The sequence below is a fragment of the Salinispirillum marinum genome, assembly GCF_042650105.1.
Classification (GTDB): Bacteria; Pseudomonadota; Gammaproteobacteria; order Pseudomonadales; family Natronospirillaceae; genus Salinispirillum; species Salinispirillum marinum.
Genome location: NZ_JBHSAL010000004.1, coordinates 1 through 20,806, shown reverse-complemented (window position 1 = coordinate 20,806; position 20,806 = coordinate 1). Strand labels below are relative to the sequence as shown.

Annotated in this window: 19 protein-coding genes and 3 tRNA genes; 20 read left to right on the top strand and 2 right to left on the bottom strand. The window is 50.6% G+C overall.

What is annotated here, in order from left to right:
• From ACFOSD_RS13200 to ACFOSD_RS13180, 5 genes are all read left to right on the top strand, one after another.
• On the top strand, positions 1-684 hold the full coding sequence (locus ACFOSD_RS13200) for a protein-L-isoaspartate(D-aspartate) O-methyltransferase (protein ID WP_380698381.1): 684 nt from the start codon (positions 1-3) through the stop codon (positions 682-684).
• Positions 681-1,574 (top strand): DUF368 domain-containing protein, encoded by an 894-nt coding sequence (locus ACFOSD_RS13195; RefSeq protein WP_380698383.1) that lies wholly within the window; start codon positions 681-683, stop codon positions 1,572-1,574. Before ACFOSD_RS13200 ends, ACFOSD_RS13195 begins: the two co-directional genes overlap by 4 nt.
• 116 nt (positions 1,575-1,690) lie before the next feature.
• Positions 1,691-2,596, top strand: coding sequence for a peptidoglycan DD-metalloendopeptidase family protein (locus ACFOSD_RS13190; RefSeq protein ID WP_380698385.1), 906 nt, complete (start codon positions 1,691-1,693; stop codon positions 2,594-2,596).
• Between the two features lie 84 nt (positions 2,597-2,680).
• A complete protein-coding gene (rpoS, locus tag ACFOSD_RS13185) occupies positions 2,681-3,676 on the top strand; it encodes an RNA polymerase sigma factor RpoS (protein ID WP_380698387.1) in 996 nt (331 codons plus the stop codon).
• 143 nt (positions 3,677-3,819) lie between these two features.
• The gene (locus ACFOSD_RS13180; RefSeq protein ID WP_380698389.1) at positions 3,820-3,954 is read left to right on the top strand and encodes a hypothetical protein; all 135 of its coding nucleotides are present in this window, start codon (positions 3,820-3,822) and stop codon (positions 3,952-3,954) included.
• Positions 3,955-4,087: 133 nt separating this feature from the next.
• On the opposite strand, the gene fdxA is transcribed toward ACFOSD_RS13180, so the two are convergent.
• Together fdxA and mutS are read right to left on the bottom strand one after the other, a co-directional pair.
• On the bottom strand, positions 4,088-4,411 hold the full coding sequence (gene fdxA / locus ACFOSD_RS13175) for a ferredoxin FdxA (RefSeq protein ID WP_380698391.1): 324 nt from the start codon (positions 4,409-4,411) through the stop codon (positions 4,088-4,090).
• A 167-nt stretch (positions 4,412-4,578) separates the two neighbouring features.
• Entirely contained in the window at positions 4,579-7,161 is a 2,583-nt protein-coding gene (mutS, locus tag ACFOSD_RS13170; RefSeq protein ID WP_380698393.1) for a DNA mismatch repair protein MutS, read from the bottom strand.
• 66 nt (positions 7,162-7,227) lie between these two features.
• Between mutS and ACFOSD_RS13165 the strand changes: the two genes are divergently transcribed.
• The 15 genes from ACFOSD_RS13165 (at position 7,228) to ACFOSD_RS13095 (ending at position 20,509) form a co-directional block, all read left to right on the top strand.
• Entirely contained in the window at positions 7,228-7,731 is a 504-nt protein-coding gene (locus tag ACFOSD_RS13165) for a CinA family protein (protein ID WP_380698396.1), read from the top strand.
• A 133-nt stretch (positions 7,732-7,864) separates the two neighbouring features.
• Positions 7,865-8,974: a recombinase RecA gene (gene recA, locus ACFOSD_RS13160; RefSeq protein ID WP_380698398.1), complete on the top strand. Its 1,110-nt coding sequence runs from the start codon at positions 7,865-7,867 to the stop codon at positions 8,972-8,974.
• Between the two features lies 1 nt (position 8,975).
• Complete coding sequence (locus tag ACFOSD_RS13155; protein ID WP_380698400.1) at positions 8,976-9,419, top strand: regulatory protein RecX; 444 nt, start codon at positions 8,976-8,978, stop codon at positions 9,417-9,419.
• A gap of 69 nt (positions 9,420-9,488) precedes the next feature.
• Entirely contained in the window at positions 9,489-12,110 is a 2,622-nt protein-coding gene (alaS, locus tag ACFOSD_RS13150) for an alanine--tRNA ligase (RefSeq protein WP_380698402.1), read from the top strand.
• Between the two features lie 73 nt (positions 12,111-12,183).
• Positions 12,184-13,416, top strand: coding sequence for an aspartate kinase (locus ACFOSD_RS13145; RefSeq protein WP_380698404.1), 1,233 nt, complete (start codon positions 12,184-12,186; stop codon positions 13,414-13,416).
• Between the two features lie 164 nt (positions 13,417-13,580).
• Complete coding sequence (csrA, locus tag ACFOSD_RS13140; RefSeq protein WP_380698406.1) at positions 13,581-13,772, top strand: carbon storage regulator CsrA; 192 nt, start codon at positions 13,581-13,583, stop codon at positions 13,770-13,772.
• Positions 13,773-13,883: 111 nt separating this feature from the next.
• Positions 13,884-13,973 (top strand) — tRNA-Ser (locus ACFOSD_RS13135).
• Positions 13,974-14,036: 63 nt separating this feature from the next.
• A tRNA-Arg gene (locus tag ACFOSD_RS13130) sits at positions 14,037-14,113 on the top strand.
• A 67-nt stretch (positions 14,114-14,180) separates the two neighbouring features.
• A tRNA-Arg gene (locus ACFOSD_RS13125) sits at positions 14,181-14,257 on the top strand.
• A 491-nt stretch (positions 14,258-14,748) separates the two neighbouring features.
• Entirely contained in the window at positions 14,749-14,982 is a 234-nt protein-coding gene (locus ACFOSD_RS13120; RefSeq protein ID WP_380698408.1) for an OadG family protein, read from the top strand.
• A gap of 31 nt (positions 14,983-15,013) precedes the next feature.
• Entirely contained in the window at positions 15,014-16,822 is a 1,809-nt protein-coding gene (gene oadA, locus ACFOSD_RS13115) for a sodium-extruding oxaloacetate decarboxylase subunit alpha (protein ID WP_380698410.1), read from the top strand.
• Positions 16,823-16,831: 9 nt separating this feature from the next.
• Entirely contained in the window at positions 16,832-17,998 is a 1,167-nt protein-coding gene (locus ACFOSD_RS13110; RefSeq protein WP_380698412.1) for a sodium ion-translocating decarboxylase subunit beta, read from the top strand.
• Between the two features lie 125 nt (positions 17,999-18,123).
• The gene (locus ACFOSD_RS13105) at positions 18,124-19,329 is read left to right on the top strand and encodes a hypothetical protein (RefSeq protein ID WP_380698414.1); all 1,206 of its coding nucleotides are present in this window, start codon (positions 18,124-18,126) and stop codon (positions 19,327-19,329) included.
• Positions 19,326-20,018, top strand: a complete 693-nt coding sequence (locus ACFOSD_RS13100; protein ID WP_380698417.1) for an OmpA family protein — start codon at positions 19,326-19,328, stop codon at positions 20,016-20,018. The genes ACFOSD_RS13105 and ACFOSD_RS13100 overlap by 4 nt, the downstream gene beginning before the upstream one ends.
• A complete protein-coding gene (locus tag ACFOSD_RS13095) occupies positions 20,018-20,509 on the top strand; it encodes a hypothetical protein (RefSeq protein WP_380698419.1) in 492 nt (163 codons plus the stop codon). Before ACFOSD_RS13100 ends, ACFOSD_RS13095 begins: the two co-directional genes overlap by 1 nt.
• Positions 20,510-20,806 lie beyond the last annotated feature (297 nt).

The window sequence follows — 20,806 nt, the reverse complement described above, 5'->3', positions numbered from 1 at the left end:
ATGCCTTCAGCGCTAAATGAACGCCAGCTTTCGGGCATTGGTATGACGTCGGCGCGGGCGCGTCAACGGATGATCGAGCGCCTGAGAGCGCGAGGCATTGACGACGAACCGTTGTTAAATATCATTGCCAGTACACCCCGCCATCTGTTCGTAGACGAGGCCTTAGCGCATCGTGCCTATGATGATTCAGCCTTGCCCATCGGCTTCGGACAGACGCTATCAAACAGCTATACCGTGGCGCGCATGACCAGCCTTGCGAGATCCAGCTCATCGATGGAAAAAGTATTGGAGATTGGCAGTGGCTCGGGCTATCAAACGGTGATTTTGGCCCAAGTTTCTGGTGTGGTTTGGTCGGTTGAACGGATTGCCGAGTTGCAACGCAAGGCGCAAGACCGATGCCATTCCTTACAGATCAGGAATGTCCGGTTTCGGGTTGCGGACGGGCATTGGGGTTGGGCCGAACAGGGGCCTTATGATGCCATTGTGTGCACAGCGGCCCCCGAGTCTGTTCCGGAAGCCTTGTTGGATCAGCTTTCTCCCGAAGGCGGTGTGTTAATTATTCCTGTTGGCGACCAACAACAGCAACGCCTATTGCGCTGTACGCGCGTTGGTGACAGTTTTCAGCAAGAAGATATTGAAGAAGCGTTTTTTGTTCCCTTGATCGCTACACAGGCGTCCTTATGAAAGTAGAAGGCTGGAAAGCAGTTCCCGGGTGGTTGGCACGTGGCATGTTAATGGGTATTGCCGATATGGTGCCTGGTGTTTCTGGCGGAACCATGGCATTAATCACGGGTATCTATGGACGGTTTATTGATGCCCTTGCCGCTGTGGATTTGCAATTCCTGCGCTTCTTGTTCAAAGGAGAACTGCGCCTGGCATGGCGACACATTGATGCCAATTTTCTGCTGACCTTATTCAGCGGGATACTGTTGGCGCTGTTTGCCATGAGCCATCTGGTGGGTTGGTTTCTGGCCTATCAGCCCGTCCTTCTGTGGGGTTTCTTTCTGGGTTTGCTATCGGCGGCTTCTGTTAACCTTTTACATGATGTGGTGTGGTCGGTTAACGCTGTTATCGCATTGGTGCTGGGTATGTTGCTGGCGTTGGTGACCGTCTTTGCTGGCAGTGCGGCGATGGCGCCCATTCCTGTTTGGTTCTTTTTTGGCGGTATGATAGCGATAAGCGCCATGATTCTGCCGGGCATTTCTGGCAGCTTGATTCTGTTACTGCTGGGCTTGTATGGTCCTGCTGTGGATGCCATTAGACAGTTCGAACTATCCGTTATTCTGTATATTGGTAGTGGGTGTGCGGTTGGGATTTTGGTCTTCTCCAAGTTCTTGCATTGGTTGATGGCGACCCACCGATTAATCGCTATGGCGGCATTAACCGGTGTCGTTTTGGGCGCCATGCCAAGGCTTTGGCCATGGCAAGGTGACCTTAATACCGGTGGCTCATTAACTTTGCGTTTGCCAGACAGTCTAAATGACCTTTTCATGGGTATTATGGCCACTCTGTGTGGGGTAATAGTCTATGCTGTTATCAAATGGTTGGCGCGTGGTACAGTGAAAAGCCGGTGAACCCATCAATCAAAGACTATTTAGAATATTTGGTTATATATGAATGTTCTCTTAACAACTTCAATTACAAAAATTAACAATATGTAATGACAGCTTTCAGGCCGAAGTATGACCCAGTGTCAAAAAAAAGTAGCTCAATGTATGAGGCGTTCTATCGATTCTCCGCGCTTCTTTTGCTGACTTTATTGATCGCAGGGGGTTGTGCAAACAACGCACAGTATGTGGCCTTGGAAGACATCCCCGGGCGGGCCAGTTCGGCGCCTGCCCCCAGCAACAGTCAGCCTGTTCGGCCGCGCCCCAGTGCGACGGAGAGTGCAACATCGGCAAATCGAAATGCCCAGTCGACGGCGCCCAATCAAAGTTCATCCACACGGGCGGAAGTGCGTCCCCAAAGCTATGTTGTACAACGTGGAGATACACTGTATTCGATCTCCTTTCGCTACAACTTAGATTTCAGGCGGGTTGCTGCCGCAAACGGCATCAACGAACCCTTTACCATCGTACCAGGGCAAGTCATTCGCTTGATTGACGATGCACCGCAAACGACCATTACTGCGGCGCCGACACCCCCCGCCCCCCGCGTCGTGGAGCCAACATCGCCTCGCCAAAATGTTGTCACACCGCCACCCTCGACGAGTGCCAGTTCACCGGCACCGAGTAATTGGCTGTGGCCAGTGGATGGGAATATAGTGCGAACGTTTTCTGATACTCCGTCTGGTTCCAAGGGTATTGATATCAGTGCTGCTATCGGTGACTCTGTACGCGCAGCAGCGGACGGGCGCGTCGTGTATGCCGGTGACGGGTTACGCGGGTACGGTAATCTCATCATCTTGGAACATGCAGGCCGAATACTCAGTGCATATGCTTTTGCCAGTGTCATTAATGTCACCGAGCAACAGGAAGTGAAGCAAGGTGACATTATAGCAGCCGTAGGAAGCCGCGGTGACGAAAGCTTACTTCACTTTGAGATTCGCCGAGATGGCCGCCCCGTTGATCCGCTGACGTTTCTTCCAAGAAAGTAGGTGTCAAACACCGACATAATCTTGGAATCACTGTAGCCGGCAGGACCCGTTTCTGTGCGGTGGTTCTAGGATGAGGGCAACGAGATGGCAGCATTAGACAGTGAAAAAGCAAAACGACTCACCAATGCCGTGTACATTGATGTAGAAGACGACTTTGCTGAGGAGACAGTCCTCGAGTTAGAGGGTGCTGATGATGAAGGCAGCGTTGTAGAAGAAGTTGATACGTCGGTCGTTTATCAAAAGACTTTGGATGCAACGCAGCTGTACTTAAATGAGATCGGATTTTCGCCTCTGCTCACGGCAGAAGAAGAAGTCTACTTCTCACGCTTAGCTCAACGGGGTGAGGAAAGCGGCCGGAAGCGCATGATTGAGAGTAACCTGCGCCTCGTGGTGAAAATCGCCCGGCGCTACATTAATCGGGGCTTGCCACTACTTGACCTGATAGAAGAGGGCAATCTCGGCCTGATCCGTGCGGTCGAAAAGTTTGACCCGGAACGTGGTTTCCGCTTCTCAACCTACGCCACTTGGTGGATCCGGCAAACCATTGAACGGGCCATCATGAATAATACCCGAACCATTCGCCTGCCCATCCATGTTGTTAAAGAACTGAATGTCTATTTGCGCGCAGCACGTGAGCTGACCCAAACGCTGGACCATGAACCTACGGCGGAAGATATTGCTCGGTTGTTGGATAAGCCTGTTGCTGATGTGCAGAAAATGCTGGGGCTCAATGAACGCATGGCGTCGATCGATAGTCCAATGACGGGCAACTCCGATAAGACTTTGGTTGAGACCATTGCCGATGACAATGTAGGACTGGATCCCGAAACAACGCTGCAAGACGATGATTTGAACGCCAGTATCGATATGTGGTTAAGTGAATTGTCCGAAAAACAACGTGAGGTAGTGGTGCGTCGCTTCGGTTTGCGTGGGCATGAAACCAATACATTGGAAGAAGTCGGACGTGAAATTGGATTAACGCGTGAACGAGTTAGGCAAATTCAAGTAGAAGCACTTCGGCGCATGCGCGAAATAATGGAGAAACAAGGTCTTTCGGCGAACGCACTTTTCCATGAATAGCGGGCGCGTTGGGCGCGCAATGCCGTATTGATTTTGAGCGATGAGGTTTTGTACTGAAATGTAAACATCTGGTGTTTTTCCTTGGCGGACACCGACAGTATGACTAAGCTCAATAAAAAGCGATCAAGTGAGAGGTAGGTACGATGATCATAGCCCTGATAGTGTGTGTTGGCCTAACGGCGTTTCTGGTCAGCCGTATCGATTGGACGTCGATGTACGGTGATCAACGAGCACCGATCAAAATCAAGATTGAGGATGACCGATCTACTAAGCGTTGAGTTGCTGGTGTAGAGTCAAAAAAAGCCCGAGACATCGGGCTTTTTTGTGGGTCATAATGGCCGGCGGACGGTTGAGCAGTAGAGGCGCGATATGCGATCAGCTATTGCGGTTCAACGGCTCGAAGATGATGTATTATCGTTCGAGCTGGGCCACCTTATTGGGCACACCATTCCATTCTTCGGCATCCGGCAGCGGGTCTTTACGTTCTGTAATATTAGGCCATACCTCTGCCAAGTCGGCATTCAGTTGAATAAACTGCTGCTGACCTTCAGGTACTTCATCTTCAGATAAAATCGCTTCCGCAGGACACTCTGGCTCGCAAAGCGCGCAGTCGATACACTCGTCAGGGTGTATAACCAGAAAATTTGGTCCTTCGTAAAAGCAGTCAACCGGGCAAACTTCAACACAGTCGGTGTATTTGCACTTGATACAATTATCTAAAACTACAAATGCCATCGTGGACACTCCTGCGCTGGGCTGTGTTGGAACCTCAATTTCAGGTTGCGTATTCTATTGACCCAAACGTCTCGTCACAAGTCGATAGGGGCAATAAAACAGTTTTTTTTAGAACAATTCGTTATTAGCTGAAGTATCTCCGTGACATTCTTCAGCCTAGGCTATGCTTACTTTTTGTGCCAGTCGTAAAGCCATTCCAGTGCTTGCCGTGGCGTCATGTTATCCGGTTCTAGTTGTCGCAACGACACCATCGCAGGGTGTTCCTGGATCGAGAATAGGTCCGGCTGTGCCGGTTCCAAAACAGCACCTTGTAGGCCTCTGGTCGGCTTCTTCACCGCGGAATCCTCCAGCTCATGAAGTTTTTGGCGCGCAGACGCTAAAACCGAGGGAGGAACGCCCGCTAAGCGCGCCACTTGAATACCGTAACTTTGACTTGCAGGGCCGTCGAGGACCTGGTGCATGAAGATGATGTGTTCATCATGCTCTGCGGCTTTTAGGTGTAAGTTGCCGACACCCTGATAGTGTTCTGCGAGTACCGTTAACTCGAAATAGTGCGTCGCAAACAGGCATAGAGAGCGGTTGTGCTCTGCCAGATGTTCTGCGGCCGACCAAGCGATGGATAAGCCATCAAAGGTTGACGTACCCCGTCCGACCTCATCCATCAGAACCAGGCTGCGTTCGGTAGCGTTGTTCAGGATATTGGCGGTTTCCGTCATTTCCACCATAAAGGTAGAACGACCGCCAGCAATGTCGTCGCTGCTGCCCATACGGGTAAAGATACGATCAAAATCCCCTACAATGGCTTTTTTGGCGGGCACAAAAGAACCGATGTGCGCGAGAATAGCAATCAGGGCATTCTGCCGCATGTAAGTCGATTTACCCCCCATGTTAGGGCCGGTGACAATGTACATCGGACACTGCTTGTTGAGGGATACATCATTTGGTACGAAAGGCTGGTCAAGCAGTGCTTCAACAACCGGGTGGCGACCTGACTCAATGATCAGTTCGGCATTCGGGGTCAACACGGGTCTTGTCCATTGCAGTTGTTCTGCTTGCGTCGTAAAACAACACAATACATCGATTTCAGCCAGTGCCTTGGCGGTGCTCTGGAGACTGTGTAAATGCTCGTTAAGCTGATCGAGTAAAGCCTCGTACAACTGTTTTTCGCGCGCGAGGGCACGACTTTTACTGCTCAGTACACGGTCTTCGTATTCTTTAAGCTCGTCAATGATATACCGTTCAGCATTCTTTAACGTTTGCCGTCGAATGTAGTGTGCGGGCACGCCCTCGGATTGTGCTTTACTGACCTCGATGTAAAAGCCATGGACGCGGTTGTAGCCAACCTTCAAGGTCGACAAACCGGTCGCTTCGCGTTCACGAGTTTCCACACGGGTCAATAGATCGCCTGCACCCTGGCTAAGCTGGCGCAGTTCATCCAGATCCGCATCGTAGCCGTCGCGGATAACGCCGCCATCACGCAGTACCATAGGTGGGTTATCTTCGAGCGCCCGACTCAATTCTTGGGTCAACGCTTCGAAGTCGTGCAACGCGGTATAAAGGCTGGTGGATAATTCGTTGTCCAACGACGTTAATAAACGTTTTACGTCCGGAATTTGTTGCAGACTGTCGTTGAGGCGAGTCAGGTCTCGTGGACGCGCCGAACGCAGGGCAACGCGCCCGAGAATGCGCTCTAAATCGCCAATGGGTGATAGCAGTTGACCGAGTTCATCGGTCTTTAGGGACTGTCGCAGTGCGTCATTGAAGTCCAAGCGCGCAACCAGAGTAGATAGGTCACGTAATGGACGATTCAGCCAACGCCTTAACAAGCGTTTGCCCATAGTCGTACGCGTTTGGTTGAGCACCCAATTCAAGGTGAAGTCTTCGCCACCTTGTAAGTTGATGTCCAATTCAAGATTACGTCGTGAAGCTGCATCCAGCACAATGGCGTCGTTCGGAATGTCGGCACTGATGTGCTGTAGGTGTTGTAGGTCTGAGCGTTGAGTGTTCCGAGCATACTCAAGCAAGGCACCCGCACAGTTGATGGCAGCGCTCATGTGGTCGATACCAAAGCCTTGTAAATTCTTCACCTTGAAATGTTCTTGTAGCAGCGTTCGGCAGGTTTGATGTTCAAAGTGCCAGGGCGGCAATGTGCGGCGACCGACATATTGATTGAGCTCATCACCCCAGTCTGCTTCTTCATCCAAGAGCAACTCTGCGGGACGCAAACGCTGAAGCTCCGCCAGCGCTCCGCCCAGAGAATCAACCTCTATAACACCAAACCGACTGGTGCTGATGTCTAGATACGCTATGCCTACAGGGTTATCCGTCGACGGTCGGTGACGTGTATTATACCAAGCCGCTACCAAGAGGTTGTCTAGACCCTCAGCCAAAAACGCTTCGTCTGTTAGCGTTCCAGGCGTTATTACCCGCACCACTTCGCGTTGCACAGGCCCCTTCGTCAAGCCCGGCTCGCTCATCTGCTCACAGATCGCGACGGTACGGCCAAGCCGGACAATTTTCGCAATGTAATTCTCTGCCGCATGATAGGGAATGCCCGCCATGGGGATGGGTTTGCCACCACTTTGACCGCGAGCGGTTAATGTGATGTCCAGCATCTGCGCGGCATGGCGCGCGTCATCATAGAACAACTCGTAAAAATCACCCATGCGATAGAACAGCAAATCATGAGGGTGTTGTGCTTTGATGCCCAAATACTGTTGCATCATTGGCGTATGTTCGTTGCTGGCCACGGCATTTTCCATTTAGAGTAGGGCGACAGATTAAAAAGCGCCCTATGGTAGCAGAGGATAAAGCGGATGAAAGTCCCCAGTGATGATGAAATTAACAATCAGGCTCGTCGTGTGGCCGAGGCGCTGGTAGCCAGTGGTGAGACCATGGCAACCGCTGAATCCTGTACCGGTGGGTGGGTAGCCAAGGTATGCACAGACCTATCAGGTAGTTCGGCTTGGTTTACGGGCGGGTTTGTGACCTACAGCAACGACTTAAAACATCAGTTGTTGGGTGTTACAGAGGCAGACCTCGAACTTCATGGCGCCGTTAGCGAGCCGGTCGTGCGCGCAATGGTGGCTGGAGCCTGTCGCGCAGCGAACTCTGACTGGGCTGTCGCCGTCAGTGGTGTAGCAGGTCCGTCTGGCGGTACGGTTGAAAAGCCGGTGGGTACCGTTTGGTATAGTTGGGGTACGACCGAGCAAACCCAGGCCCGATGCGAACTTTTTTCGGGAAATCGAGATGACGTGCGACGGCAAGCGGTAAAGGCAGTGCTGCAGGCGTTGTATTCCGATGTAATAGCAAGTCGATGAACCTGCACCTTAAGTTCAGGGTTTTCATTTGCCAGCGCTTGTGGCAACATACTGATTAAATATACAGTAGTTGGGTTTGGCGCCCGGTAAGTCGAATCCTTCGCCCCTATGGTACAGGAACAGGAACAAGTACATGACAGAGAATCGCAGCAAGGCTTTAGAAGCCGCTTTAGGACAAATTGAACGGCAATTCGGTAAAGGTTCCGTTATGCGTTTGGGTGACGCGGGGCGAGTGAAGATCCCGGCTATTTCAACGGGTTCTCTAGGGCTGGACATTGCGTTAGGTATTGGCGGTTTGCCAAAAGGTCGGGTGGTGGAAATCTATGGTCCTGAGTCATCAGGTAAAACGACCTTGACTTTGCAAGTGATCGCAGAAGCGCAGCGCTCGGGTGGAACCTGTGCCTTCATTGATGCCGAGCATGCTTTGGACCCCATCTATGCAGCTAAACTTGGGGTCAATGTTGACGATCTCTTGGTGTCACAGCCAGACACCGGTGAGCAAGCATTGGAAATAGCGGACATGTTGGTGCGGTCTAATGCGGTTGATGTGGTAATCATCGACTCGGTCGCCGCTTTGACGCCGAAAGCCGAGATTGAAGGCGATATGGGTGATACGCACGTTGGTTTACAAGCTCGCTTGATGTCGCAAGCGCTGCGCAAGATTACCGGTAACATCAAGAATGCTAATTGCTTGGTGGTATTCATCAACCAGATTCGAATGAAAATTGGTGTGATGTTCGGCTCACCGGAAACCACTACCGGCGGCAATGCACTCAAATTTTACTCCTCAGTACGTTTGGATATCCGGCGTATTGGCACGGTAAAAGAAGGCGAAGAAGTGGTCGGCAGCGAGACGCGGGTGAAAGTTGTGAAGAACAAGGTGGCGCCTCCGTTTAAACAGGCCGAGTTCCAGATCATTTACAACAAGGGCATATATCGCTTAGGTGAAGTGATTGATTTGGGTGTCAAAATTGGCATTGTTGATAAGGCAGGTGCATGGTACAGCTACAAGGGCGATAAAATCGGTCAGGGCAAAGCCAATGCCGCTAAGTTCCTCGAAGAAAACGCCGCACTGGCGGCGGAGATCGAAGGACAGATTCGCACACATTATTTATCTGATGCCACAGCAGAACAAGACAATGGCGAAGCAAAACCTGCACCAAACAAGTCTACAGGTAAAGCTGCGAAAGCAACCAAGACCCCGGTTGATGCAGAGACAGATCTGAGCAGCTTCGACGAGTAGTATGAAAAGAACACCGCGACATGTGGCAATGGACTGCCTAGCACGACGTGAGCATAGCGTACGTGAATTGAAAGAACGGTTACACAAGGCGTTTCCTGAGCTGACGGTGGAGGTTTTTGAGCAGGTTATTGCCCAGCTGCAAGAAGACAATCTTCAAAGTGATGTCCGCTTTACCGAAGCCTATGTGCGTCATCGGACTGCCCGTGGTCATGGCGATGTGAAGATCCGTTTTGAGCTGTTGCAACGCGGCATTGCCGATCATTTGTCGGATACCGTTTTACAAAGTTGTAACTGGTATGAATTGGCTGAGGCCGCATTAATTAAGAAGTTTGACGGCATCAGTCCGGAAAATTACGAAGAGAAGGCTCGTATGGCGCGGTTTCTGCAGCAGCGAGGCTTTGCCTATGATGTCATCGAAGAGCTGATTGACCTCCGGCAACTCTGAATCCCCTTCTATCGCAGCACCTCCCATTGTACTATTGCGCACAATTTTATTGCATTACGGTGTTTGTTGATGAAAACCGCTGAAATTCGCCAACGATTTCTCGACTTCTTTGCGGCTAACGGCCATGAGGTGGTGGCTTCGTCCAGTTTAGTGCCCGCCAACGACCCAACGTTATTGTTTACCAATGCGGGAATGAATCAATTCAAGGATGTCTTCTTGGGTCAAGAGAAACGGCATTACAGCCGGGCGACCACGTCGCAACGCGTAGTGCGTGCTGGAGGAAAGCATAACGATCTGGAGAACGTGGGCTACACCGCGCGTCATCATACGTTCTTTGAGATGTTGGGTAACTTCAGTTTTGGTGATTACTTCAAACAAGAAGCTATTGGCTTTGCGTGGCGTTTTTTAACGGAAGAACTGCAGCTTCCGAAGGAGCGCCTGTTGGTGACCATCTACGCCGATGATGATGAAGCTTATCAAATATGGGCAAACGATATTGGCGTGCCAGCCGATCGCATTATACGAATCGGTGACAACAAGGGGGCCCGTTATGCATCAGATAACTTCTGGCAGATGGGAGATACCGGCCCTTGTGGTCCCTGTACCGAGATATTCTATGATCACGGAGACCACATATGGGGCGGCCCTCCAGGCAGTGCTGAAGAAGACGGCGACCGGTTTATCGAAATCTGGAATGTGGTGTTCATGCAGTTCAACCGTCAGGCGGACGGCACCATGGACCCGTTACCAAAGCCCAGTGTTGATACCGGAATGGGCTTAGAGCGCCTGGCGGCTATTTTGCAAGGTGTTCACGCCAACTATGAAATCGACATATTCCAAAACCTTATTGCGGCGGCTGCGCAAGCGACCAATAGCGCCAACAATGACAATGCATCACTACGGGTACTGGCTGACCATATCCGCAGTTGCGCTTTTTTGATCGTCGACGGTGTTGTGCCTGCCAATGAAGGTCGTGGTTATGTGTTGCGTCGCATTATTCGTCGTGCCGTCCGGCATGGACATAAGCTGGGTCAGGAAGAGCCCTTCTTTTATCGCCTAGTGACCACTCTGGTGCAAGAAATGGGAGCGGCCTACCCCGAGTTGCCTGCCGCACAAGCGCAAGTCGAACGTGTATTGTTGCAAGAAGAAGAACAGTTCGCCAAAACCTTAGACAAAGGTATGCGGTTATTAGACGAAGCTATTACTGCATTGCCCGATCGTGTTATTCCGGGTAATACCGTCTTCACGCTCTATGATACGTTTGGTTTTCCAGTTGACCTCACGGCAGACATTGCCCGTGAACGTGAACTGACGTTGGATATGGACGGTTTTGAGCGGGCTATGGAAGCCCAACGAACGCGGGCTCGGCAAGCCAGTAAGTTCAGCTTGGATTTATCTAATTTGCTCGCCCTGGATACTGAAACCCAATTTGCCGGGTATGAGTTGTTGTCCGTGGCTGGTCGAGTAACGGAAATTGTCCGCGATGGGCAAAGGGTTCAGCGACTGGACGCGGGCGAAGAAGGCATTATTGTCTTAGATGAAACAGCGTTTTACGCTGAGTCAGGCGGTCAAGTCGGCGACACCGGGCAGTTGCGCGGTGAATTGTCCGTATTTGATGTGGCTGACTGCCAAAAACAGGGCAAGGCTCATTTGCACATCGGTAGCGTCGCGTCGGGCAGCATTGCCGTGGGTGATGAATTGGGTAGCTTTGTAAACAGTAAACGGCGTCATATCACCGCTCTCCATCACAGTGCGACGCACTTATTGCACGCTGCGTTGCGTAAGGTGCTCGGTGAGCATGTGCAGCAAAAGGGATCATTGGTGACGGCCGACCGCCTACGGTTTGACTTCTCACATTTCGAAGCCGTTAGTGATGACCAGTTACAGGCGATTGAGCACCTGGTCAATGAGCAAATTATGGCCAATACACCTGTGCAGACGGAAATCATGCCCATAGAAGCGGCGCGGGAAAAAGGTGCGATGGCGTTGTTTGGCGAAAAGTACGACGACGAAGTGCGTGTATTGACCATGGGTACAGAGCAATTTTCGATCGAACTTTGTGGCGGCACGCACGTCAAGCGCACCGGTGATATTGGTTTGTTGAAAGTTGTCGCAGAGCAGGGTATTGCGGCGGGCGTTCGTCGTATTGAAGCGGTTGTCGGGCCGGTAGCACTGCACTTGGTCGATCAAATGGCGGCGCAATTGCATCATGCGAGTCAATTGTTAAAAGCCAAGCCGGAACAGTTGCACGAGCGTGTTCAGTCATTAGTGGCGCGGCAGCGTGAGCTGGAGAAAGAGCTGGAGCGTCTTCAAGCCAAGATGAACAGTAAAGCGGGCGGAGACTTGGCGGCGCAAGCAGAAACATTGGGTGCGATAAAGTTCGTGGCTGCAAAGGTCACGGTGGCTGACGCAAAAGCCATGCGTGATATGGTGGATCAACTCAAAAACGCGCTAGGTTCCGGTTTGGTGCTTTTAGCTGCGGAGCTGGACGGTAAAGTTCAGTTGGTGGCTGGGGTCACTAAGGACTTGGTGGGTCAATGGCGTGCTGGTGAGTTGGTTAACGTGGCGGCGGAAATTGTCGGCGGTAAAGGTGGTGGTAAGCCTGATCTGGCGATGGCTGGCGGAAAAGATGTGCAGGCCATTGATCAGGCTGTTAAAGCAGCACGCGATTGGGTGTTCAATAAGGTTTAAGCGAGAAGGGTTGAGGGCCTGTTGCGCACACGGCTCTTAAGGACTCTTATGGTCAATATAGGAACTCAGTAACATGGCGCTCTATGTGCAAAAATTTGGTGGAACTTCGGTGGGCAGCGTTGAGCGTATCGAAGGTGTTGCGGATAAAATACAAGCGTTTCGTGCTGCTGGACACGATATTGTGGTTGTGGTTTCGGCTATGTCAGGTGAAACCAATCGATTGATTGCGTTAGCGCACCAAATTACCGAAGAGCCTTCACCGCGCGAAATGGATGCCTTGGTGTCCACAGGGGAGCAGGTGACCATAGCCTTGTTGTCGATGGCATTAAATAAACGCGGCTGTCCGGCCCGTTCCTATACCGGCTGGCAGGTGCGCATTAAAACGGACAGTGCACACACTAAGGCGCGTATTCAAGACATTGATGTAGAAAATATGAAGGCAGACCTCGCGGAAGGTCGCGTAGTCGTAGTGGCCGGTTTCCAAGGCGTTGATGATGACGGTAACATAACCACGCTGGGACGCGGTGGTTCCGATACCACAGGTGTTGCGCTCGCTGCTGCATTGAAAGCCGACGAATGCCAAATTTATACGGATGTGGATGGTGTGTACACCACTGATCCGCGTGTTGTGCCCAAGGCTCAACGCATGAGCAAAATAACCTTTGAAGAAATGTTGGAAATGGCAAGCCTTGGCTCCAAGGTGCTGCAGATTCGCTCCGTCGAATTTGCGGGCAAATACAACGTTCCGTTACGCGTGCTGTCAACCTTTCAGGACGGTCCCGGCACTCTGATTACTTTTGAGGATGAGAATAAAATGGAACAACCGGTAATTTCTGGTATCGCATTTAATCGAGATGAAAGCAAGCTCACCGTTATGGGGGTGCCGGATATCCCAGGTGTAGCCTCTCGTATTCTGGGGCCGGTAAGCGCGGCTAACATTGAAGTCGATATGATTGTGCAAAACATTTCGGAAGAGGGTAATACGGATTTTACTTTCACCATCAACCGTACTGATTTCAAGCGCGTCAAAGAGATTTTGATGCGTGTTGCGGATGATCTGGGTGCTCGTGAAGTGCGCGGTGATGACAAAATTGCCAAGGTGTCCATTGTGGGTGTTGGCATGCGCTCTCACGCCGGTGTTGCATCACGGATGTTTGATGCCTTAGCGGCAGAATCGATCAATATTCAGCTTATTTCTACTTCTGAGATCAAAGTATCGGTCGTTATTGAAGAGAAATATTTGGAATTAGCCGTTCGTGCATTGCATACTGCTTTTGGACTGGATGCAGTGGAAGAAACGAACTAAAACAGATATTCTCTTCCTTGCGCGATTGTGGAACCTTTGTTGAACAGAGCAGGAAGTCCTCGCTAAAGGAATTTCGTCCTTTGGCGAGGACTTACGCACGGTTATTTAGTGGCTCTCGACAAATGGGTTCTGGGAAAGAATCCGATAACAGGAGACCGGAAAAGATGTTAATACTGACTCGCCGTGTGGGCGAAACCTTAATGATCGGTGACGAAGTTACTGTGACTGTGTTGGGTGTGAAAGGCAACCAGGTGCGGATTGGTGTCAACGCGCCTAAAGATGTAGCGGTTCACCGCGAAGAGATCTACCTCCGTATTCAGCGTGAGATGGATGATCCAACCGAAGGCGAAAGTTAAGGGGCCCTCCCATTAGCATTCGCTCTTCTGCGCGGCGCTGTAATCCATTCATTTTATTAAAGTTTTTCCTTTTAATTTATAAATATCATGGTATTATGCGCCGCGTGATTCGGAGAGATGGCCGAGTGGCTGAAGGCGCGCCCCTGCTAAGGGCGTATGGGAGAAATCTCATCGAGGGTTCGAATCCCTCTCTCTCCGCCATCACTTTGATGACGTGAAAGCTTCTCTTATGTTTTGACGTAAGAAGTTTGTAACACCGTATACGCGCCCGTAGCTCAGCTGGATAGAGTACCTGGCTACGAACCAGGCGGTCGCACGTTCGAATCGTGCCGGGCGCGCCACCTTTAACTCAAGGCTAAAGAGTTCCTTGGCGAAGGCAAACGTAGATTAAAGCGTTATCAGTTTTACGCGCCCGTAGCTCAGCTGGATAGAGTACCTGGCTACGAACCAGGCGGTCGCACGTTCGAATCGTGCCGGGCGCGCCATTTCTGCTGTTATCCCTAACTCTTCTACCTATTATCTTTCAGTGCATAGCTACCACAATGGGTTGCTGTGTGTTGCATCCCCGGCACCACAATTTCCGTATGAGCTCTCGGATTTAAGCCACTAATACTTTCGTCTGATTCATCATTTATTTGTTCTTGAGTTACAAAATTATTCGCTTTCTTTCTGATCAGCGTCTTTTAACTGTAATTTAATTACAAAATTTACAAAAAATAGACTTATCGATTGGCGGTCTGAATCCTTTAAGTTCTCCTATAATCTTTTAAATAACGAGAAAGAGTCAATAAAAGTCATTAAAGTACTCAATAAAATAGATTGTTAGAGAAAACGCATAAGTGTGTTGCGAATTTGTTTACCCTTGGGTAAAGTTGGTTCGTTTCACAAAATTGACAAAAACAGTCAGGTTTTCCCTGTCTGAACATTCAATGCCTGAAAAGTCGAGAGACGTTTCTGACCAGAGGGATAATTCTCAATGTCCGACTTGATGCAACAAGGCTGGCAGCTGCTGGTTTTAGGGATGGGAACCGTATTCACGTTTCTCATTATTTTAACTTTTGCTACCACGGCCATGACCTTAATCGTACGGCGCATTCCACAAGCAGCGCCTGTAGCAACGCCAACCCCATCGCAACGCAACAATAATGCGCTGCAGATGGAGAAAATTGCTGCGGTCGCGGCGGCTGCGAAAGCTGCCCATAACCGTTAAGAAACTTATTCAGTGTTAGGAATAGAGTCTCATGAGTGCTAAGAACCCTGTAAAGATAACCGATGTGGTGTTGCGTGATGCACACCAATCGCTGTTTGCTACCCGACTGCGTATAGACGACATGCTCCCCATCGCTGAGAAGCTGGATCAGGTGGGTTATTGGTCCATTGAGTCTTGGGGTGGTGCGACCTTTGATGCCTGCATTCGCTATCTTGGTGAAGACCCATGGGATCGTATTCGTGAGCTGAAGAAGGCGATGCCGAAAACTCAGCAGCAGATGTTGTTGCGTGGCCAAAACTTGCTAGGTTATCGCCATTACGCCGATGACGTGGTAGACAAGTTTGTCGAACGTGCAGCCACCAACGGTGTTGATGTGTTCCGGGTATTTGATGCCATGAACGATCCGCGCAACTTACAGCGTGCCATGGCTGCGGTAAAGAAACAGGGCAAGCATGCCCAAGGTACTATCTCCTATACGACGTCGCCGGTGCATACCAAAGAAAGTTGGGTGACCTTAGCCAAGCAAATAGAGGATATGGGTGCCCAATCGTTGGCCATTAAGGACATGTCAGGCATTTTAGCGCCCTACGATGCCTATGAATTAGTGACGCAACTCAAGTCTGCGTTGGATATTCCCGTACAGTTGCATTGTCATGCGACCGCAGGATTGTCCTCAATGACCATTTTAAAGGCCATTGAAGCAGGGATCGATCATGTGGATACCGCCATATCGTCTATGTCCATGACGTACGGTCATTCGCCCACAGAGTCTATCGTGGCGGCATTACAAGGTACTGATCGTGATCCTGGTTTTGATTTGTTGTTGCTGGAAGAAATCGCGGCTTATTTCCGCAATGTGCGCAAAAAATATGCGTCCTTTGAAGGGGCGTTGCGAGGGGTAGACTCTCGTATCTTAGTGGCGCAAGTGCCCGGTGGCATGTTAACCAACATGGAAAGCCAACTAAAAGAGCAGGGGGCAGGCGATAAGTTTGATGAGGTATTGGCTGAAATTCCGAAGGTTCGCAAAGACTTGGGCTACATTCCATTGGTGACACCGACGTCGCAGATTGTCGGAACGCAAGCTGTCCTAAATGTGCTGACGGGTGAACGCTATAAGAGTATTTCGAAAGAAACGGCCGCCATTTTAAAAGGTGAATACGGCAAAGCCCCGGCCGAGTTCAACAAAGAATTACAAGCGCGGGTACTCGATGGTGCCGAGCCGGTGACCTGTCGTCCGGCTGATTTGATTGAAAATGAAATGGATAAGCTTACGGCTGAAGTAGAGGCCTTAGCGAAGAGCGAAAAGTTTGAGCTGGCTGAGCAGGCGGTGGATGATGTGTTGACCTACGCATTATTTCCCCAAATTGGCCTGAAGTACTTGAAAAATCGTGGCAATGCATCAGCCTTTGAGCCCGTGCCTACTGTCTCCGCTGCTGCGGCTACCAAGCCTACTGCATCAGCAACATCCGCTGGATCGTACACCGTTACCTTAGAAGGCAAAAAGTACATTGCGTCTGTTCAGGCCGATGGCAAGGTGTCCGTTAAGTTGAATGGTAAGACCTATGATATGTCAGTCGCTGAAGGCGGTTCGGCCGAGTCTTCTGCAAATGACGTTGCAGCCGCAGGCGATGGCGAGCCCATTGCGGCACCGTTAACGGGAAATATTTTTAAAATTCTTGTGGGTGCGGGCGATGACGTTGAGGAAGGGCAAACGGTGATCATCCTCGAAGCCATGAAAATGGAAACTGAGGTGAAGGCTTCCAAAGCCGGTACGGTGAGTCGAGTTGCTGTCAAAGAAGGCGATTCGGTCAACGTTGGCGATGTGTTGCTGGAACTTTAAGGAGCCGAAATGGACAAGTTATTGAAGTTGGTCAATGATTCCGGTCTGGCCAATATTGAATTTGGTCAGGTTGTGATGATGCTGCTGGGCTTGGTGTTGTTGTACCTTGCCATTGCACGTCAATTTGAACCCCTGTTGCTTCTGCCGATCGGTTTTGGTGCCTTATTGGTCAATATTCCAGGTGCTGGAATGGCGGCGGCTCCGGTGTACAACGAACTGGGCGAGTTGGTGAGCTATGGGGGTCTGCTCTATTACATCTTTAAGATGGGTATAGAGTCCGGCATCTTTCCCTTGCTCATCTTTATGGGTGTCGGGGCAATGACGGACTTCGGCCCTATGCTGGCAAATCCGAGAACCCTGTTATTGGGTGCTGCTGCACAGTTCGGTATCTTTGGTACGGTGATAGGGGCCGTGCTCTTGAATGAGACCGGATTGGTTTCGTATACCATTGAGCAGGCTGCGGCGATAGGGATTATTGGGGGTGCCGACGGTCCGACCTCTATCTATGTGGCAAGTCAATTAGCTCCTGAGTTACTTGGAGCCATTGCCGTTGCTGCATATGCCTACATGGCGTTGGTGCCGATGTTGCAACCGCCTATTATGAAGGCATTAACGACTAAGCAAGAGCGCAAGATTGTTATGACGCAGTTGCGTCCGGTCAGTAAACTGGAAAAGATTGTATTTCCGTTAACCTTGCTGATCCTTGTTGCTCTGTTCTTGCCGTCTGCCGCGCCTCTTCTCGGTATGTTCTGCCTGGGTAATTTGATGCGCGAATCCGGTGTGGTAGAGCGCTTGAGTGACACAGCCCAAAATGCCCTGATCAATATCGTGACGATATTCCTGGGCTTGGGGGTGGGTTCAAAGCTGGATGCGGCAAGCTTTCTCAATCTACAGACGGCCGGCATCATGATCTTGGGTATCGTGGCGTTTTCAGCCGGTACTGCTACCGGTGTGTTGATGGCTAAGCTGATGAACAAGCTGTCCTCACAGCAACTGAACCCATTGATCGGTGCGGCCGGTGTGTCTGCTGTTCCGATGGCGGCGCGGGTGGTCAATAAGGTGGGTTTACAGGCCAACAACCAGAACTTCTTGCTGATGCATGCGATGGGTCCCAATGTGGCGGGTGTCATCGGGTCCGCCGTGGCAGCCGGTGTTATGCTGAGTTACCTCGGCTAGCGTTCGGTCTTTGTAAATGAAAAGCCTCTGAATTTATCGGATCAGGATAGTTCAGAGGCTCCCTTGCTTTGTTTTATTGCTGTATCCTGCTTACTCTTTCGTATCGTTCCGCTAGGAGTTACAGGATGCTCATGCCTTGGATGACAACAGGTCTTATTGGTGTAATCGCACTGCTGACGATTGTTGTTCATTTCATTCCTCGTTCCCCTCAGGTTGCGTCTCAAGCCCCTTCAATACTCACGACGTTGGGTATTTTTGGTACTTTCATTGGTGTCGCGCTGGGTCTCTATCAATTCGATGTGAATGCCGTAGAAGATAGCGTGCCGTCATTGTTAGAAGGCTTGAAGACGGCGTTTTGGAGTTCTATCGCAGGCTTGTTGGGTGCTCTGAGCATCAAGATACGTTACGCCATGGTTGATATGCTCAAGCCCAAGCAAGCGTCGACGGACCAGCCGGTTTCTGCCTTGATTGCCGCTGTTGAACTGCAAGCGGCCAGCAGCGAGCAACATTTAACGGCCTTGGTGGAAGAAACGCGAAAAAACAGCGCCCAGTTGGCCGAGCATCAAGCTAATATGGTTGAGGCGAACACACGGGCACTGTCGGCAGCCATCAAAGATATTATCAGCGACTTCAATGCTCGTATTGAAGTGCAATATGGCGACAACTTTAAAAACTTGAATGAATCCGTCGGCCGTATGTTGGCATGGCAAACGGCGAACCATGAAACGACTAAGGCAATCGTTGCCGAGTTGGAGCGGGCGACCGTGCAGATGACTCACGCGACCACTTCCTATGAGCGCTTGATGCAACAAACGCAGTCATTCAGTCATGTCGCTGAAGGAATGGATGCCCTGTTGACGGGATTGAATCAACAAAGTGAACAATTGGCGCAGTATTTGTCGTCTATGTCGGGCATGGTGCAAGAGGCCCAAAAGGGCCTACCGGATTTGGAGCAGCGTATTGGTGTATTAACCACCGGTTTGGCAGAGGCACTGAAGCAGCAAAACACCGATATGCAACGTGTTATCGAACAGACCGGCAAGCAATGGCTCGATACGTCAAAGCAGTTGGCGGAAGAACTGGCATCCGGCGTAACCTCGGTGCAGCAAAAATTGGTCGATCAGGCTGGTCGTGCGCTTGCTCAATCGGAAACCCAATTGAACCAGCTGGATGAACATTTAGAACAACAATTAACGCAGTCGTTGCAGTCCTTTGGTTATCAGCTTACGGCGTTGTCCGAAAAATTCGTCAACGATTATACCCCGTTAACAGAGCGCTTGCGGGCGCTGTTGATGGCGGTAGAGCAGGGTACGGCGGGTACGAAGCGATGACGGAGTTTCAAGCTGACAATGAAGAGCACTGGTTATCCGTCTCTGACTTGATGGCGGGATTAATGATGGTTTTTCTGCTTGTTGCGGTGATCTTTATGGTCAATGCAGAGCAAGAAAGACGCACGGTGACCGATGTCGCCTTACTATATGAGCGGTTGAGGTTGGAATTGTACCAAGATCTTTTAGATGAGTTTTCGGATGACTTGCCTCGGTGGGGTGCAGAACTCGACGAAGATTTGACCTTTCGCTTTTCGCGCAATGATTTGCTATTCGATCGTGGAGAAAACAGCTTGCAACCGCAGTTTGAGGCTATTTTGGCCGACTTTTTTCCACGTTATGTAAACATAATCTATGCTGAACGTTACCGCGACGACATTCGAGAGTTGCGGATAGAAGGTCATACCGATTCTTCATGGACTGGCCTTGATCCGGACGTTGCCTATATTCGCAACATGGAGTTATCGCAAGCACGCACGCGTGCCGCAGCGGCATTCATACTTGCGCTGCCTGAACTGGCTGATTTACAAAGCTGGCTAAAGGAAAATTTAACCGCGAACGGTTTGTCGTCATCTAAGCTCATTCTAGGCCCGGATGGATTAGAAGATCCTGATCGCTCGCGCCGTGTCGAGTTCAGGGTGGTAACGGATGCAGACCAGCGTATCCAAGAAATCATTCAGCGGGCCCGCTAATGGAACTCCCTGACTTCTTGAACTTTAAGCCCTTTAACACGATGCGTGAGCGAATGGGGACAGATCGTTTAGGGTACTTCGAAATGTACGACCCGAAGCGTCACCTCAGCGGTGAAGAACGCAGTACACTTCGTATGCAAGGGCTCTCTGTGCCTCGATCGGCCTTGTATTTTTTAGGTGATCATACCTTAGCCTATAAGAATTCTCGCGTTGGTCTGGTGGTTGAGGATGTCCTGCACGTAACGCGATGCAAGGCCGTGACCGGCTTTGAGCAGGGCGTGGTCGTTGCTGATGATGAAGCGCTGGGCGGCGGTGTATCGGCTTGTAAGGCCTGTCTTCATCATCTTAGGTTTGATGGTTTGGATCTCGACAAAGAGCGTAAGCATCACCATAACCAGCGTGTAATACAGCAATTCTCTCTGGCGCGATTTTTTGAGAGCTATCCGGACTATCCGTTATTTGAACTTACGCATGTTCGTCATCCACTGTAGTGGTGGCCTGTAACCTATTGGAATTTCAGAAAAAAATCCGCTTAACCGTTTGACACCGCAGTAAAATAGATTACAATGCGCCTCACTTTTTTGGAGCCTCTGGCCCAGAAAAAGTCGATGATTTACCGAGTAGCTTGGGTGTGTAGCTTTTATGCCCGGATGGGTGCAGCTGAGGCACGAAGTGCCTGACTGACCGCCGAGTTAAAGTGAAACACTGTTTTATGATTTACCGAGTAGCTTGGGTGTGTAGCTCAGCTGGGAGAGCATCGCCCTTACAAGGCGAGGGTCAGCGGTTCG